The organism is Paenibacillus amylolyticus, from assembly GCF_001570725.1.
GTDB lineage: Bacteria > Bacillota > Bacilli > Paenibacillales > Paenibacillaceae > Paenibacillus > Paenibacillus amylolyticus_A.
The window spans coordinates 467,997-485,571 of record NZ_BCNV01000001.1; the positions used below are offsets into that span (position 1 = coordinate 467,997).

General features: G+C 36.5%; 19 protein-coding genes. 16 read left to right on the top strand and 3 right to left on the bottom strand.

Annotated elements, in window-relative coordinates:
- The first annotated feature begins 87 nt into the window (after positions 1-87).
- From PAHA3_RS02140 to PAHA3_RS02175, 8 genes are all read left to right on the top strand, one after another.
- The gene (locus PAHA3_RS02140) at positions 88-714 is read left to right on the top strand and encodes a hypothetical protein (protein WP_062833255.1); all 627 of its coding nucleotides are present in this window, start codon (positions 88-90) and stop codon (positions 712-714) included.
- A gap of 299 nt (positions 715-1,013) precedes the next feature.
- On the top strand, positions 1,014-1,466 hold the full coding sequence (locus PAHA3_RS02145; RefSeq protein ID WP_167350838.1) for a hypothetical protein: 453 nt from the start codon (positions 1,014-1,016) through the stop codon (positions 1,464-1,466).
- A gap of 124 nt (positions 1,467-1,590) precedes the next feature.
- Positions 1,591-2,328 carry a hypothetical protein gene (locus PAHA3_RS02150; protein WP_062833257.1) on the top strand — a complete coding sequence of 246 codons (738 nt, stop codon included), beginning with the start codon at positions 1,591-1,593 and terminating at the stop codon, positions 2,326-2,328.
- 84 nt (positions 2,329-2,412) lie between these two features.
- Positions 2,413-2,886, top strand: a complete 474-nt coding sequence (locus PAHA3_RS02155) for a hypothetical protein (RefSeq protein ID WP_062833258.1) — start codon at positions 2,413-2,415, stop codon at positions 2,884-2,886.
- A 276-nt stretch (positions 2,887-3,162) separates the two neighbouring features.
- Entirely contained in the window at positions 3,163-3,753 is a 591-nt protein-coding gene (locus tag PAHA3_RS02160) for a hypothetical protein (protein ID WP_062833259.1), read from the top strand.
- 282 nt (positions 3,754-4,035) lie between these two features.
- Positions 4,036-4,506: a hypothetical protein gene (locus tag PAHA3_RS02165; protein WP_062833260.1), complete on the top strand. Its 471-nt coding sequence runs from the start codon at positions 4,036-4,038 to the stop codon at positions 4,504-4,506.
- A 321-nt stretch (positions 4,507-4,827) separates the two neighbouring features.
- Positions 4,828-5,382, top strand: a complete 555-nt coding sequence (locus PAHA3_RS02170; protein WP_062833261.1) for a Pycsar system effector family protein — start codon at positions 4,828-4,830, stop codon at positions 5,380-5,382.
- A gap of 53 nt (positions 5,383-5,435) precedes the next feature.
- Positions 5,436-6,182, top strand: a complete 747-nt coding sequence (locus tag PAHA3_RS02175; protein ID WP_062833262.1) for an adenylate cyclase — start codon at positions 5,436-5,438, stop codon at positions 6,180-6,182.
- A 235-nt stretch (positions 6,183-6,417) separates the two neighbouring features.
- Here the strand turns inward: PAHA3_RS02175 and PAHA3_RS30780 are convergent, their stop codons facing one another.
- A complete protein-coding gene (locus PAHA3_RS30780; RefSeq protein ID WP_062833263.1) occupies positions 6,418-6,705 on the bottom strand; it encodes a hypothetical protein in 288 nt (95 codons plus the stop codon).
- Between the two features lie 171 nt (positions 6,706-6,876).
- Between PAHA3_RS30780 and PAHA3_RS02185 the strand changes: the two genes are divergently transcribed.
- The 8 genes from PAHA3_RS02185 to PAHA3_RS02220 all read left to right on the top strand — a co-directional run bounded on the left by PAHA3_RS02185 (position 6,877) and on the right by PAHA3_RS02220 (position 13,518).
- Positions 6,877-7,080 (top strand): helix-turn-helix domain-containing protein, encoded by a 204-nt coding sequence (locus tag PAHA3_RS02185; protein WP_062833264.1) that lies wholly within the window; start codon positions 6,877-6,879, stop codon positions 7,078-7,080.
- Between the two features lie 191 nt (positions 7,081-7,271).
- The gene (locus PAHA3_RS02190) at positions 7,272-7,967 is read left to right on the top strand and encodes a hypothetical protein (protein ID WP_062833265.1); all 696 of its coding nucleotides are present in this window, start codon (positions 7,272-7,274) and stop codon (positions 7,965-7,967) included.
- Between the two features lie 196 nt (positions 7,968-8,163).
- Positions 8,164-9,198, top strand: a complete 1,035-nt coding sequence (locus PAHA3_RS02195) for a hypothetical protein (protein WP_062833266.1) — start codon at positions 8,164-8,166, stop codon at positions 9,196-9,198.
- A gap of 223 nt (positions 9,199-9,421) precedes the next feature.
- Entirely contained in the window at positions 9,422-10,429 is a 1,008-nt protein-coding gene (locus PAHA3_RS02200; protein ID WP_153028168.1) for a hypothetical protein, read from the top strand.
- 308 nt (positions 10,430-10,737) lie between these two features.
- Positions 10,738-11,796 carry a GTP pyrophosphokinase gene (locus PAHA3_RS02205; protein ID WP_062833268.1) on the top strand — a complete coding sequence of 353 codons (1,059 nt, stop codon included), beginning with the start codon at positions 10,738-10,740 and terminating at the stop codon, positions 11,794-11,796.
- Between the two features lie 536 nt (positions 11,797-12,332).
- Positions 12,333-12,518: a hypothetical protein gene (locus PAHA3_RS02210; protein ID WP_062833269.1), complete on the top strand. Its 186-nt coding sequence runs from the start codon at positions 12,333-12,335 to the stop codon at positions 12,516-12,518.
- Between the two features lie 36 nt (positions 12,519-12,554).
- Complete coding sequence (locus PAHA3_RS02215) at positions 12,555-12,857, top strand: hypothetical protein (protein ID WP_062833270.1); 303 nt, start codon at positions 12,555-12,557, stop codon at positions 12,855-12,857.
- A gap of 286 nt (positions 12,858-13,143) precedes the next feature.
- Positions 13,144-13,518 carry a hypothetical protein gene (locus tag PAHA3_RS02220; protein WP_153028169.1) on the top strand — a complete coding sequence of 125 codons (375 nt, stop codon included), beginning with the start codon at positions 13,144-13,146 and terminating at the stop codon, positions 13,516-13,518.
- A 330-nt stretch (positions 13,519-13,848) separates the two neighbouring features.
- Here PAHA3_RS02220 and PAHA3_RS02225 read toward each other — a convergent pair whose 3' ends face one another.
- Positions 13,849-15,528 (bottom strand): hypothetical protein, encoded by a 1,680-nt coding sequence (locus PAHA3_RS02225; protein ID WP_062833272.1) that lies wholly within the window; start codon positions 15,526-15,528, stop codon positions 13,849-13,851.
- Between the two features lie 318 nt (positions 15,529-15,846).
- A complete protein-coding gene (locus PAHA3_RS02230) occupies positions 15,847-17,457 on the bottom strand; it encodes a response regulator transcription factor (RefSeq protein ID WP_062833273.1) in 1,611 nt (536 codons plus the stop codon).
- Positions 17,458-17,575 lie beyond the last annotated feature (118 nt).

Consider the following 17,575-nt stretch of genomic DNA (forward strand, 5'->3'; position numbering starts at 1 on the left):
CCAGACACCTGACATACGTCAGGTCGTGAATACAGGAACATTATATAAAAGCCACGAAGAACATTTTTAAGGAAAGGTGATTAAAGGATGAATTCAACTTGGCTTGAAAGAGTAAAAAATAATATCCTCCCTGTAAGTAAAGAACAGATTGATGTGCTAAAGGCTTTAAAAGAATGGGTTTATGAAGGTGATATGTATGATGTTGAAATTGCAGAAGAAACATGTGAATTATGTGATCATCCACACATTAGATATCAATTTGAAATTGTAAATACAATTAATTCAAATACGCTTCAAATAGGGTCAGAATGTATCAACAGATTTGAGATTGGAGTGCTTGATAATAATGGGATGCTACTTTCTTCAGAGAAAGCAAAAAAGAAAGTGAATAAAGATAAAAACAAACTAGTAACCGAAGCAAAAGTAAAAAGTGTAATTAATTCCTTAGTAAGCCTCTCAAAAGTTGATAATGAATTTGATATTGAAAGTTTTATTAAATACTTTAAAGATAATGGAGCTTTTACTCCAAAACAGCTTTCAACATTAATTTGGAGGTTGGAGAAGCACAAAATAAATCATATAAAGCCCCATTTTAAATTGACTATTAAAAAAAAGAAGGATAAAGATCAACTTCTTGAATTAGCAGATTTTAAAGTGAAGCAAATGTGGGATTGTCTTTCTAGTTCTCAGAAAAAATTTTATTCAGAGAAATAGAAACTGGAAAAATGATAAATTACTTGCCTCTATAGTAATTAAAGAAGTCGTGACCATCATCTAAAATAATATTTACGCTGCGGACATTCGTCCTGGATCGGGCATTCACCAGACACTCAGTATACGCTGAGTTGTAAATACAGGAGCGTTAGATGAAATTCCTTAAAAGCGATAGATACGATAAATTATCGTGGGAACATATGAATTAAAACTTAAATTTTAATTTTGGTAATAATACATTGTATGAATTAGGGTATTTTTCTACGGACTTATATCAATTGATTGTTTTTAGTGAATTGATGCAAAACGAAAGATTTTCGCTTATTGATGAGAACTTTTTATCCTCAAGTCAAAATTTCATTATGACAAGAAATAATTATTTGCTGAGAGAATTCAGAAATAGAGCGCAAATCAAAAGTATTAATAACGGATGTATTGAACTTGTTATTGCTGGAGTATCATGTATGGCAACAATAATAGTCCCATGCCTTATTTATAGGTTGCAGGCAAAAAAAAATAAATCTCAAGAAATATTTTTTGAAATAAGTACAAATGATAGTGAATTAAATGAATTTTTATATGAATTTAATAAAGGGCATTATGGGAAAGGAAGCGAGGGTTTAACATGGTTGTTTAAGAGATTAGAAGAGAAAGGATACAGTGTTACTTCATCAGGAGAGCATGTCTTTAATATTGAAAGAATTATAGAAAGATATGAGAAACGCACGATTAAATTAATAAATAAATATTGATTGAGAGTAAAGTCAAAAGTCAGGAACATCATCTAACATTCCTATATTCACGCTGCGGACATGCGTACGTTCATGAATATAGGAATGTTATGGGAAGTTAACTTAGAGAACGGAGGAGATATAAATGGGAAATGTTACAAATCCAAGATGGTGGGAATTTTATCTCGTTAGATATTTTGTTGGTACGATAGTAGGGACAATTGTTGTAATTGCTATAGCCAGTAATAAGTCAAGTCTGCTTCATCCTTTTTTCTCTAGTATGATTAACTTCGGAACTAAAGAGTTTAATGTCTCTCACTTATGGCTTTTTGCTTTAATAGGACTTGCATTTTGTTACTTAGCAAGTTCTCCAATACTGGTTTTACATGCATTTAGAACTAGCATATTTAGTCGTCAATTGAGAGAAGTCGGAGCTTCTACAACTTTTAAAAAATGGTGGAAAGTGATCTTATATTGGTGCGTTTTGATTGTTATAGGTGTTTTTGTATTTTTATTTTTTGACATTGACTATAATGTTTTTTTGAAATTGAAATTTTGGATTTTATTTTTGATGTTTTTTTTACAAGCGTACATTATATCTTTTCAGCTTAGACATAAAAGTATATTTCTTATGTACAAAAAATTGAGTTATGCAAGAGCGAGTAATGCTAATGCCAAGAAGGAATACACAGAATCGTATAAGCATCTGAGGGAACATGGAAATGCTTTTATGATATTAATTATGGAATTAATTCTAGGGTTTATTTTATACAATGTTACATCTGCTACAATGATTTTGTTAATTCTTTTATTTTGGATTCTTCCATCAGCAAGTGTTTGGTTTGTGGGAACATATTTAGAATCAAGGATTCGTGAAGTATAAAAAATATTCACGCTGCGGACATGTGTCGGGTCGTGAATGGAACGTTATGTGTAATACCAAATAAATAAACTGGGAGAGATCGAAATGGAATTATTGAATGCAATACAAGGGGTAACGTCGATTGCCAGTACAGTGTTATCGCTTGTTCAAATGATAAAGAATAGTAAAGCGGAAAAGGAAGTTTTAAGTAAAGAAAAAATCGATAATCATTTTGAATTTTACAAGCATATTGTTCTTAATTTGTCAGACTTTTATGTGAGAGTTGATTACAAAGAATATATGAACGAGATTGAATATGATATAGAAGGTCAAGCGCAATTAGCAACTGAGGGGCTAATCATAATGAATGTTTTAATTCCGAATCTGATAAATTTTGATTATTTTAAAGACATGGACAAAACGTTCAGACTAAAAATGATAGAATTAAATATTCAATGCAAGCGAGATTTAATATATTACGAAAAATATTATTTAGAGGACCATTCGGACCCAAGTGAAGAAGTTATTGATAGTATTAGAGTTTTATATGAACAAGCACTTAAAGAAATCTGTGAATAATCGAATCAGATCAGAGAAGCTTGGTACTACACATAACATAATATTCACGCTGTGGACATTCGTCCTTGGTCCGGCTTTCTCCGGACACCCGACATACGTCGAGTCGTGAATACAGGAACGTTATCCGAAACTGCTGAAAAACACTATGAAATACAAAAAAAATTATAAAATACAACGGAGTGACAATATGAGTAGTGCAATATGTTATTGGTGTGGTACGGAAGCTACTTCAATGGAGCATGTCCCACCTAATGCCTTTTTCCAGAAGAAAAGGACGTGAAGGACGTATTAGACAAATCATATAGAAATAACTTGATAACGGTTCCTTCTTGTAATGAACATAATACGAATAAATCAAATTCAGATGAATATCTGATGGCCACTTTAAGCGGTAAAGTAGGTAATAATTTTGTTGCTTACTTTCATACAGCAACAAAAGTTAGTCGTAGTAGAATGCGTAATCCTAAAATAATTAAAGTTGATAAAAGTGCAATATTAAAATTGAAGAACCAATACTTTCCAGTTCTTTGGATTACAGTCGATATAATAAAGTTAAGACATTCATACAAAGCTATTACACGAGCTTTATATTTTTATGAAAATAATGAGGTTTTTAAGGGGAGTTGCTTTGTTGTCTTAACATTATTTGATCATGAGGATGATCCTGAAGGAACAGAATTTAACAAAAGATCATCCGCTATCTTAGAGTCAGAACAAAGACATTGGAAGCCAGAATTAAAAGGAAGCAATCCTGATATTTTTACATACCAATTCAGTGAGGTGGATGGATTTAAATGTCAAACGTTAGCGATGAATTTTTATGAGGGAACTAGAGTATTTGTAATATTAAATGGTATGACAGGATGAAATAGAGGAAGCTAAACCTAAATTTACATTTCTCACTTATGCTATATTTGGCGACCTGAATTAATGCATTTGATAGAACATTCAAGATGCCAGCAGAATCGGAAAACATAATATTCACGCTGCGGACATTCGTCCTTGGTCCGGCACACGCCGGATACTCGACATGCTTCGAGTCGTGAATACAGGAACGCTATCAAAAAAGATTCCCAAAAAACAAAAATCGAAACCGAACATACATTCCTCCCGTATAGTATAGAGAATCTAATCGGGAGTGTGGAGAAAATGAAAGCTACTCAAATACTTAATCGTATACGAATTGTTATTGCAAGTCTTTTATTCATTCCATCCATGTTAATGAGTTTTTTTCTTCTTAGTAGATTTATACATACCTCTATTGCTTTGACATTAATTTTATCAATATTAGCGCTTGTAGGTTTCTTTTTAAATAAGAAGTTAGGTGAATATACCAAGCGAGAATTGAATAAGCTGAATGATTTATTATTCCAAGATATTCAGTTCCCAGATACTATACTTAAGATAAGGGATGTTGGCTTCGAACTTGTTTTTCCGTTGTTGTTACTTGCCATAGGTTCTGATCCGATTAAAGATCTTATAGATTTAAAGCCTATTATTTACAAGATAAATTATCTTTTCTTTGATATCGCTCTCTTTACTTTATTCATTGCCATGGTTCCAATGTTTGTCTGGATGTTCTATATAGGGATCAAAGAAAGTATTAAAAAATATTGGTGAAAATTATTGCAAAAATGTTGGTGTGTTAATCTAAGAAGGCAAATACATCCGATAACAACATATTCACGTTGCGTGTCTGACGACCCCTGGTCTGCAAGAGGCATTTTGAGGACGCCGAGTCAACAGACAACCTTGCTCTGGCTAAGTAGATCTGATCCGGGCTTACGCTTCATAAGCCAGTGAGGGTTCGTGAATACAACAACATTATATGACAGAAATATTTTTCAACTGTAAAATTTGCTGGGTTTCTCTTTATTATTAAATTCATTAATTGATAGGGGATTGACCAGTACTACAATTTTTAAGGAGAGATAAAAAAGTATGAGTGAAGATTTTGGCAAAGAAAATAGTATGACTAATAGCACTTTTGCCTTGGAGAGCTTAAAGAACATTCAAGAATTGATACGGTTTACAGATACTAAGGCTTCTGCCCTCTTAGTCGCGTATGGCTTAATTTTAACTGTATTTATGGAAACAGCAAAAAAAATGAGCTTTTCTAATATTGCAAAGATGGATATTTATGATACGCTGTTGCCTATGCTTGTTCTTATTGTAGGAATATTGCTAGTGATTTTATTAGTTTACCAACTTTACTTTATCATTATTCAAGTTCTAAAGCCGAGGCTATCAATGAATTATAAGGTTAATGAACACTCTATTTTTTACTTTGAACATGTAGCAAGTATGAAGAAATCTGATGTGTTAGATAGATACTTAACTGCAAATGAAACAGATATGGTAGAAGAGATAGTAGGACAAATTTATGAAGTTTCAAAGATAATGAAAATAAAAACTCATCGTTTAAAGAAGGCAATGGAATATCTTTTTGTGAACCTTGTTTTATTACTTTTATATATTTTTTTGAGTAGCTTTTAATTTTTACGATGGACAATTACTAATTTTAACTTTATCTAAATTGGAGGCTAACTATGAAAAGTTTAGATTATTACTACAAAGATCGAAAGAAGAAGGTTGAAGAGATATTAGACAATACGGATAAGGTTAATGAAGTGGATAAATTTCCAAGAGACGAGGATTTTACCTATACGAATGCGTATAAAGCGTGGGCAGGAGCGATTTTTGTTGATCTAAGAGACTCCACTACGTTGTTCACTGGTAATAATGATATTGATATTGCAAAAGTGATTCGGGGCTTTACATCAGAAATTATTGAAATTCTAAGAAAAGATCTTGAATCTAATGATTTGAAAGAGATTGGTATAAGAGGAGATTGTGTCTTTGCTGTCTATTCTACCCCCTTGAAAACGGATATATATGAGATTGCAAACAGAGCCTTTTATATCAATACGTATATGAAGATGTTAAATAAATTATTGAAAAACCGTTCTTTGCCGACTATAAAAGCAGGTATAGGCTTAGCAACCAATCCAACGCTTGCAGTGAAAGCTGGTAGAAAGTCTTCAGGAATTCATAATTTAGTTTGGATTGGTGAGTCAGTTGCAAAAGCATCCAATTTATCTGATTTGGGCAACAACAATGGAAATGGCGCTATTGTTATGTCTTCAGTTTTTTATAGTAACTATATTGATAATGCTTCTGAGGATGCAAAGAATTGGTGGACACAAAAGTACGATAATTCATACGGAACTTACTATCATGGGAATGTAGTAAAATCAGCGTTTAACGACTGGATTGAAGATGGTATGAAAGATTGAATTATCAAAAATGATCTGATACAGATAGTTAACTAATATAAAAGACGAACAACACTAATTCCGCCCTATACCAGTAATTCACTTTTCAGAGCTACCAGATATATAATTGTGGAATAAACTGCAAAAAAGCGACTCAGCCTTCGTTAGATAAGAACTATTTAACTAAGGCTGGGCCGTTTCGTGAATACAAAAACCAAATACTACTGAGTGGAATGAAAAGAGAGCCGTTTGGCTCTCAATTAGAAGTTATATTTAATTCATTATGTAATTGAAGAGCATCTTTAAAACCTTGCAAGTAGATTTCACGTTCTAGGATTGTTTGAACTGAGAGGTCTGCATCATCGTAAAGAAATAGAGTTTTATGCATATCCTGAGGTAGAAGTTCATGTAACTGTTTGAAATAAAGATTTCGATCAGATGAGAATTGATTATAAATAGTATTGTTCTTGAGAAGATCACTATACAAGGCTTCAATTCGATTACGAATCAACGAATCAAGTAAGACTTCTAAAGAATTGTGCATAAATGATCACCGTCCGTTATGTTTTATTTTGCGAACGAAAGTTTAACTTATTGAATATTATTTTAACATAATGAAAATTATAGTCAATACATCTCAAAGATATTTTTGATTAAGAAAAGATATTTTCATATAATTAAAGAAAAATTCAAATCTTATACGAAGGGATACCATATGATAAGTTATAAACCATTTCAAAAATTATTGATCGACAGGGAGATTAAGAAGCAGGATTTATTGAAAATGACGGGGATATCATCGGCAACGATGGCAAAGCTCAACACGAATGAGTATGTATCTCTAGAAGTTATTGATAAATTATGTACGGCATTGGGATGCCAGCCTGGAGATCTTTTGGAACATGAAACAGACCAATGAAAGAATAGAATATAAGAGGGTGTTGGTTAACTCCAAGATGTGATTCCGTCGTATAACATAATATTTAAGCATTGGCTCCTTACGGAGCCATGGTCTGCTAGATGATTGCGTGGAAGCGTGTCAGCAGACACATCCGACTGCGTCGAACGTCATGAATACAGGAACGTTATCTGAAATAATAGGAGGACAAAATGAAAGAGAATTTTAAAGAATACAAACTTGAAACAAGAGATGATTTTATTATCTATCTTCGATATCTTATCCAACTAGGACAAAGACAATTGTATTATTTCAAATTGTACCTCAAAGAGATGGAACTTGATATTGAAAGACTAAGAAATAATGGAATCATTGATGGACTAACTTATGAGAAACATAGGACAAGCATTGCATTTCTTACAATCTACCTATTCAATTTAATCGGTGATGAATCTAAGGGAGCTCTTTCCTATCGTAAATTTAGAAAACTAGCAGAAAAAAAGGAAATAGGTTTAATTCCTTTAAACGATAAGATTAAAAATATTTTAGTAGAAGCTAACAATGCTAGAAATTGGTCTTGTCACATTCCTGAATCTTATTTACATGCAGAATTTGAAGCAGCAAAAAAGCACAACAAGAATTTTTCTAAGGAAGGAGTGATTCGAATACCCTCACCAATAATAGTTACAATACATAAAACACATTCAATTGAATGGCTAATGCATTTAGTTAATGACAGTAAAAATAATAGGGATAACTTTGTAAATGTATTACTTCAGATGAAAAAAGACTTCTCAATATTAATTGGATATAGAATGGAAGTATTAACTGAATATTCAACCGATTTAAATACATTAGATTATCATGTTGATATACCAGGTTTCTCAATTCAAATGCAAAATAAGTAATATAAGAGTAACTCACAGTAGAACATGAATTCAGATAACAAAGTGTTCACATATCGTCGCATCCGCTCCTTGGTCCGGCTGAAGTAAAGAAACGAGGAAGCGAATTCAGCCGGAAACACCCAACATTCGCTGGCGTTGTGAACAATAAACGTTAGCTGGATTTGCTAAAATAAATACATAACAAGGAGTTAAGAAATTGAAACTGAATCTTTTGAGGAATGGACTTAGTTCTCTAGAATTTGGAGTGGCATACTATAATAAATATTTGTCAGTACCAAATCAATATGATGAAGAAAACAGTGGATTTATTAAACTTGCTGTAATATGCATACAAAATGCTGTTGAAATTTTATTCAAAAAAATCTTAAGTGATACTAATGAACTACTTATTTATAAGAACTTGTCTGATTCTGAATTGTTAGAATCTATAAGTTGGAAATTAAATCATGATTTCAAAATATCATTAGATGAAATTCTAATAACTTCGGATAGTAATATTAGAACCATCGATTACTCTGAATGTATAGATCGGGCTAAAATCATTTTTGAAATTGAAGAAAAAGATTCTTTGGTTTTGAAAAAAATGGGATACATCAGAAATAAAGTGACTCATTTTGGAATCGAAAAGGCAATAGATTTTCATGATGTACTTGGAATTGTTAATAGGACTTTAGATTTCATAATTGAATTTTTTTATCCAAGGTTTCAAAAAGAGGGCAAAGAACATCCTATGGACTATCTGTATGAGTCAGTATTGGATGTTATTGAACTAGGACAAGAAGTTGAGGAAGATATATGGGGAGCATATTTTAATGTTGAATTCGAATACTTAAATAATGTTATAAGATCATTGGGAGATGATAGCGAGTTTAAAGAATATTTAGAGGAACATTCAATTGAATATGATTTAGAAATAGGAAAACATATTGATGAAAGATTGTTTCAGATTAATCTATCCACTAAAGAAGATATAGTTGAAATTTATTCGTATAACCTACCTGAAATAAACTTGACTGTACTTTCAAACCAGCTGAACGAAATCGTCGCAATAATTGACCATGCTCAAAATGCTACAATTGATCAAAGAAAGCTTATTTACGTTTTAACAAAAAAGGAATCTTCCGATAACTTAGATTTTATCTATGGAGCAAAGTGGAAGAAAGGGAATAGTAGCATTGTGAAAACTATTGATAAACCCAGTATTATTGAAATAATAAGGTTGAATTTGTAAGTGTATCACGAAGTCAAAAACATCAGCTAACATAATATTCACGCATTGGGCACGCGCCCTCGGTCCGGCAGTAGAGGCAACCGGACACATCCAACTACATTGGAAGTGGTGAATACAGAAACATTATGTGAAATCATCTAAGCTATAAAGCATATAAATGAAGTTTAAAATAAGGCAAAGCTTTGACATTTAATTAAAAGAGAGGAACCTCAAATTGAAGATGATGAATAACACTTTAGAACAAAAATTAGCAAGAATAAAATATATTAGAGATAACTCGTTATGTATGTTGGAAGGTACAAAAATAAATTGTGCAGAAACAAGCAAGAATTCTAAAACACGTTTGAATCATAGAATTCAAAAGAGTACTTACTTAAAGAAAATTTCGGTAAATAACAAAGCGTGGCATTTTAATATCTATGGAAGAGAGCATTATCGTACAAACAGAAAAATGGTGTTGAATAATATTAAATACGTTCATACACATCCAATGCTATGTGGAAAGCACGACAAAGACATTTTTAACGCGATTGAAGACGGGCACTTATTTGAAGAAGGAAACATGCAGCAATATTTCCAGTTTGCATTTAGGGCATTCATATTTGATTTTTATGAATATTGCTTGAAGATGGAATTTAAACATCCAAATAAATGGATTGAGAAAAGAGCGCAATTGGCTTATAACGAGAAAATAAAAATATTTGAAAAATTTGTAGAATGCTACAAGCAAAACGAATATGAAGCTATAGAGACAACTGTGTTGAAGTTGGATAGAGAAGTTGATTTTGTATCTTGCACAAAAATTAATCCATTAGTAGATGTGAAAGGAAAGTATAGATTGCAAGGTGAATTGCACGGTTGCTACCTTAATATCTTTCCTCAAAAAGGTGTGACTTACATTTTACTGAGCTATTTCAAAGAAAATAAAAGGTACTGCGAAAAATTAATAAATGAATTTAAATTGTATGAGAATAAAAAACAATATAATGTAATTACAATGTATTTAAACAAAGTAGTTGCTTCACATGATATGAATTTAGTAATGAGTCCAAGATTGTATGAAAGTTGGTCTCGTAAAGAAAAAGAAGAATTTCATGAATATGCTAATCTGATGAGAGTAGTCTTGAGTTTTAAAGACATAATTAAAATTTATAAAAAATTAAAAAACACACATGAACAATTTGACCTTTTTAAAAATGTCCAACCAACAACGACTGATGACATCACATAACATAATATTCACGCGGCGGGCCATACGGCCCTGGGTCTAACATGCGTCGGACACCCGGCATACGCCGGGTCGTGAATACAGGAACGTTAAGCGTAACTTCTTAAAGGCAGATTTAAGAACAATTTAGAAGCTGTGAATTATTGAAGATCCAAGTATGTCTGATGATAAAAACAATTTTGAAGGTGAAGTAGTAAGATAGAATCATCACCTAATATAATATTCATATTGCGCCAGTTCATTAGGTTTTTAATATATGAATGTCCAGCATAATTTTCGGGAATGATTTCCATAGAAAGATGGTGCTTTGATTGGGTAACGATAGCGAGGCAGTTAGTTGGTATGGTACAAAGAGAGATTTGTTCAAAAGACTTTCTATGAAAGTGGAGTTAATTTTAAAAGACATTCTTGAATTAGAACATATTCCATATTTAAATGTCGTAAGCAGAGCAAAAGACTTAGAAAGTTATACGCAAAAAGCTCAAAAAGAAAAATATGATGATCCAATTCAACAAATAAAGGATATGGCTGGAATAAGAGTAATTGCTTATGTAGAATCCGATGTAGAAAAAATATCTAAAAAAATTGAAGAAGAATTTCAAATTGATTGGAAAGAGTCGGTGAACAAATCTAGCACTATGGATCTTGATCGGTTTGGTTATAGATCTAATCACTATATTGCTAAGCTATCAGAACTGAGATGCGAACTGCCTGAATTTAGAGCTTATAAAGATCTTTGGTTTGAAATTCAAATTAGGACAATATTACAACATGCTTGGGCTGAAATTGAACACGATCGAAATTATAAAATGAAAGGAATCAATCTGCCTAACGAAAAAGATATAAAAAGAAGATTTTATCTTTTAGCCGGTGCTCTTGAATCTGCTGATAGGGAGTTTAACTCGATTGTAGATGATGTTAATCAATATGCTAAAAAAGTGTCTCAAGATACTCAAAAGGGAAATATTAATATACAGATAAATACTATATCGCTTGAAGAATTTCTATTAATAAAATTTTCAAAGGAAATAAAGGAAGGGATGATAAATCCTAATTTCGGGAATGTAGATGTTGTCATTTCTGAAATTAATGACTATGGTATTAAAACTCTAAGGGAGTTAGATGATTTAATCGAAACTTCATTTCAGAAAGGTATTATCTCGAAAATTCTAGAACTTGCTGGCACTAGAAGCATCACTGGTTTTCTTAGATTAGTTATGGTAATTAATGATTCAGAAACTTATTTTACTAAAAGCATGAAGAAGAATTGGGGATTAACCGATGAGGATAAGAATTTATTAGAAATTTTCGAGATAAATATACAAAATTTAATCGAAAAGTATGGAATAAGGGAATTAAAAAGCAAATAATTTATTTTGGTGAAATTTTCTAATAAATCTTCTGGTTTAACACAGGAAGGCAGAAGCAACGCTTAACATAATATTCACGCTACGGGCATACGCCCTTGATCCGGCGGTCGTCGGATACCCGACATGCGTCGGGGCGTGAATACAAGAACGTTATACAAAACCCCTAAACCAAACAAAACAAAAAGATACAATACATTTGAAAGTTGAGGATGAGATTAATAGAGAATTGAGTAGGAGCTTTTAAAACCTTGGTTGGAGGGGGAGAAATTTCTTAACAGACCAGTGAATCTGCTGTGACTGTGAGGATGGATAGGAAGCTGAGAGTTGGTCTTATTATTGGCACCGAAAGTTTATATCGGTGTTTTTATTTTTAATTCGATTTCCGCATCAAAGCAATCACGGTTTATCTTACAATTTGGATTAGACGAAAGTATTAGTATACAACATCGGATATAGTTAATCGCATTAAAATTGACTACTCACGTCTAGTCTTAACAAGACATGGCGCAGTTTAGACCCATCAGAGAGGTGGATGTATGAGCCGGTTGCTTGACTTATTGGAAGAGGAACGGCGCAAACTTAATCAGCTTGGAGAGGCATCCTTGAAGCAAGCGATTCCGTTGTGGGACAATCCGGAGGTTCAGGAACAGAGCCGTAGGGTGGATGAACTGGTGGCACGAGTTAGTGAAATGAGGGCGAAGCATAGTCGAGTGGTACGGTGATGAGCGAGGTACATAATGCGTAGGGGAGGAGAATCAATGGATTTTCCACCGTGGATGCAACGAGCGATTCAAGCAAGGCTGGATGAGGTGACTGCCCGGATTGAACATGATCCTGAACTGAGTGGAGTACGTGGGGGAACAGACGAAGCATTTGAAGTTTTGTTTGCAGGTAAGGATGTCGAGCAGACACCTGAATATATCGAGTGGGAGAATCGTTATATTGTCAGCAAAGGCATAGAAAATGAGCGGTTGTATATGCAGGGACTACGAGATGGCATTCAGCTCACAGTATCCTTGCTGGGTCAGTCGATGCCAGAGGAGACCGATACAGAGGATTGATCCACTATGGCGAACCCATAAGTCAGGGGAAGCTGCCTAGATCTTAACTTTAAAGCTGGAGCGGAAGCATGAATCTAGCGCTTCCTCTCCAGTTTTTAATGCTGTACTTTTCCACATTCTAAATTACAAATTATTACTTCCATGCAGATTGTACCGTTATATATGTATACACCTGCACATCATGAAATAATTCAGCGAAAGGCTCGGGAGGAGCTGATAAGGAAAGGAGGGTGTTAATGATGTGTTAAGCTTAAAGAAACAAGGGTAGAAGCGAGGTATGGTTATTATGAAAAAAAGATCTAAATACTTAATCGTGCTTTTTATGTTTATTGCGATTGTGTTAATTTTGCTTTTTTTAAATACCAACAAAAATGAAGCCAATGAGCCAGTGGTTAATGGCAAAATCATTCACGTCAAAAACTTTGATCTAGATGCCAAATCAACGAATTTAAAGACAATGACAGAAGGATCGATATTCGTTGAGGGTGAGAAGGAGCATATTGATCATATCAAAATAGTAGCACATGTAGAGATTGACCTCGCTGACTGGGGTGGTGTTGCATTTTATATCCCTGATCAATGGAGTGTCTCCAGCATCACCAGCAGTTATCCTGAACATCAACCGAAGTTGAAGCCTGCTGAGTATTATCCACCTGGATGAATTCTTCTGATGACTCTTCATGGCGCACAATGATTGAAATTGGGAGAGAACGAAATTACATAGCAAATGGCGGAGTACTGGAACGATTGTGATCGAATTAAGTCCAGATAAAAAGGGTGAGTCCCCCTCTAATTCATTAAAAATTGGTATTGAGGTCGGGTCAGAAGATAAAGCTGAAAAAAGAGTTATGGGTACAGATTCTGTTGAAGTTCATGTATTTTAAAGTGCCGGGTTAACCAGAGATAGAAAACAAGCCGAAGCGATGGCAATGCACGCTTCGGCTTGTTTTTTTTGATTCTTTTATTTTGACCCATGTTACTTCTTCAATTCTTACTTCGCACTTACCGATTTAAACCAATCATTCACTTCTTGCGTGATCTGATCACCGCCATTGGATTTCCAGTTGGCGACGAATTGGTCAAAGGCATCAATTGGCAGATTGCCGTAGATGATTTTGTTGAAAGTTTCCATCTCGGACTGGCGGAGCAGGTTCCATTTGGATACCATGGTTGGTGTTGCAGCGCCAGTGAAATAGTTTTGTTTACGGACGTCGATCTGGGACATAACGACTTTACCAGCATACCAGTTTTCCGGTTTACGGAATTCGGCCATTTGTTTCTCGTAAGGTGTCTCAGGCTTCTCGCCGTTGGCCAGCTTCACGAGTGTTTTCATGTACAGATCCGGGATACGTGCTGGGCCGGTCAGGAAAGGGAATTCGTTGGAGAAGTCTTTGATCTTCTCTTTGTCACTGGTCGGTTGTCCGTCAATGATATCCCAGTCGTAACCTTTGGCGAAGCCGTATTCATACTCACTGCCCGCTTTCGGGTTAGCCAGGTTATCGAGCAAGTAGTTGTAGTACAGGAAGATGGCTTCTGGATGCTTCGCATCCTTGTTAATCATGATACTTGCGTTGACACCAGAGTTCTGCCACTTCGTACCGATCTTGCCGTCTGGGCCAGCTGGAACAGGGTAAGCTTTATACTTTGAGCCAGGTACGTTCTTCAGCAGGTCAGGTGCAGGCCAGTCCGGTACCCAGTTTGCGCCAGGCAGAATGCCCGCTTTGCCAGCTGTCCAGCTTTCAGCGGATTTGCCTTCGTCCCACAGAGCGGAGTCAGCGTGGATATAACCTTTATCCATCCATTCAGCCAGCTTGGCAAGGGCTTGTTTGGCACCCGGGTTAACGGAGCCGTACTCGAGATTGCCGTTTGCGTCTTTGTTCCATTGCTCTTCGATTGTGCCGTATGCACCGAACAACCAGTCGAGCTGACCCATCCAGGTGTTGGTGTTATTTTTCAGCGAGATCGCCAGAGGGAACACTTTGTCTGGAGACAGACCGTCCGGGTTTTCGTTCTTGAATTTGTCCATGATGTTCTCAAGGTCTGCAATGGTTTTCGGAGCTTCCAGGTTCAGCTTCTCCATCCAGTCCTCGCGGAGCCAGAGCAGTGTATCGTCGTTATCGGTGTACTCCATGATCGGCATGTTGTATTTCTTGCCGTCCTTGGTGAACGGATACCACAGTTCAGGATGTGCTGCTGCGTGATCTTTCAGGGTCTGACTCGCGTACTTGTCGAACAACTCATCAATGGCGATGAATTGACCGGAGTCGATCAGCTGATTAGTCAGTACCGCATTGGTGGGTACGGATACAAAATCAGGCAGCTTTTCGCCAGAGGCGATAGCCAGTTGCAGCTTTTGTCTGTATTGATCGTCATTGGCCGGATACCATGTATCTTTGTGCTTCATACCCAGCGTTTCGAGCATCCAGCGATCGTGCACGTTATTTTCTTTGGTATCTCCTTGCACGTATTTCTTCGGCATTAATACCGAACTGAACTCGATCGGTGGATCATATTTTCCTTTGGCAAAAGCAGCTTCTGCTTCCGCTGAGCCGACTGTTCCCGGCGTATTATCGCTACCATTGTCACTGGCTTTCTCGCCACTGCCGCACGCAGTGATCGTGATGAGCGCGATAACCATGAGCAGTGACGACCATGTTTTGAATTTGATCATTGTTCAATCCCCCTACGGTGTATGATCTTTACAAATGCGTGTTCAAAAAGGCCGGTTTTCAGTACCGAGAAGATGTGATGAAGCTAGAAATGGAGTAGCGGAGCGTAGATCGAGCTACGTGAGCAACGGACATTTCGGCTGAATTCCATATTCGATGCTGATGATGCCGCTAGGCATCCTTCGTAATCAAAAGCGGACTTTTTGAACAACCTCTACAATGTAACTGTACCAATTTGGGCGGGAGGGCATCTATATGAGTTTGTTAGTTTCGATAGGACTCTATTAGTGAATGTTCCAAAAGAACGTTTTTCAGTCATGTTATTTATGCTGGTCTCTATATTCTTGAGGCGTAACGCCAAACTGGCGTTTGAACACTTTGATAAAATAAGCCGGGTCCATATAACCAATCTCCATGCTGATTTCATACACTTTTTTGGTGGTCGTCACGAGCTTGTGGCAGGCCCGATCCATGCGCAGGCGCGAGATATAATCACTGATGCCTTCGCCCGTTTCGATCTTATAGATCTTGGACAAATGGGTCGGGTGCAGATTGACATGGTCAGCCAGTACACGTAAAGACACATCCAGATGCAGGTTCTTATCTGTAAAATCCTGAATCTTCTTCACATACTCGGAACGGATGTCCTTGATCTCGTTGGATGTGCCTTCCTTGAGTTTGCCGAGCACGCTGAGCGACCATTTACGCAGTTTGCTGATGGTAGCGAAAACTTCCCCACTTTGCAAATCCTCGACATCATTGCCCATTAAAGTGGTCAGAGTCAGTTTGTTCCGGTGGGCAATATTGGTGAATGAAGCCGTGATAAGAAAACCTGCCTCCATGCAGTGCTCCCATGATTCCGACCATTTTTCATCCAGCTCAGCGCAGACCGCGAGGATTTTCTCTTCGGCGGCATCCCACTGTCCGCTCTCTAGCAAACTAATGAAGGTGGGCGGGGTATACAGCACGTCCAAGGGACCTTGCGCCGCAGGTGTTTCGACATCGCTGACACGCATGACAAATTCGCGTTCGTCTCCGACGATCTGCCTGAAATAGGCGGAAGCCTGACGGAAGCGATCGTAAATCTGTTCCGGAAAGGTGAACCACTCGGTGATAACGATGGAGAGGGAACCTTTCAGAAACTGTTTTACTTTGGATTGAAGCTGAATTGATAGCTTCTCCAGCATGGTTTCTTTGCCAATATCGCCTTTCCGTTCTTTCAACTGAAGCAAAAACACCAGATATCCGTGCTCCTCTTTCACGCCCCACACTTCCATAAACTCACCCATAATCTCTTCTGCCATGTTGATGATGGCATATTCGATCAGGGTCTGATCATTGCTGTCATAGTGTCCGAATTCTTCTTCCAAACGAACCAGCATTAATGCGGCATCTCCTGTGTGAAAGGGTAGGTCGTAATTGGCGAGCTTCCGCTCCCATTCCGCAGCGGCAATTCGTTGTCCCTGCAAAGCCCCTAGGAGCAGTCGTCCCCGCAAATGGGGGAGATTCTCCCGCAACGTAAACTGCGTTCGTGTCAGTGAACTGACCAGTTCCCATTCATTGTTCAATTGATCGATGGCCTTCTGAACGGCACCCATTAATTCATCGTCTGTGGGCGGCTTCAACAGATAGTCCACGGCTTCGAACTGGATGGCTTTTTTGGCGTAATCAAATTCGGAATATCCGGATAACAGAATACACTTTATTTTTTTGTCCCGGATGCGGATGCGTTCGATCAGTTCAATGCCTGTCATTTCGGGCATCTGAATGTCCGAGATCACGATATCGATGGGGTGGGTGTCGATCATTTGTAGTGCTTCGTGTGCCGAGTATGCTTTATGCACATGTTCGATCCCCAGCGTGTGCCAGGGCTTGGTCATGGACAGGTTATCGACCCAGTGTGCTTCATCGTCTACGATCATCATTTGCATGGTGTATTGTCTCCCTTGGTGGTATATAAGTCTTAAAAGTTAAAATCAATGGATGCTTCTTGTGAACGAGGTCGCTACGGATTTGAAGGGTTCTTTCGATCGCTGTTCAAGCCCCATT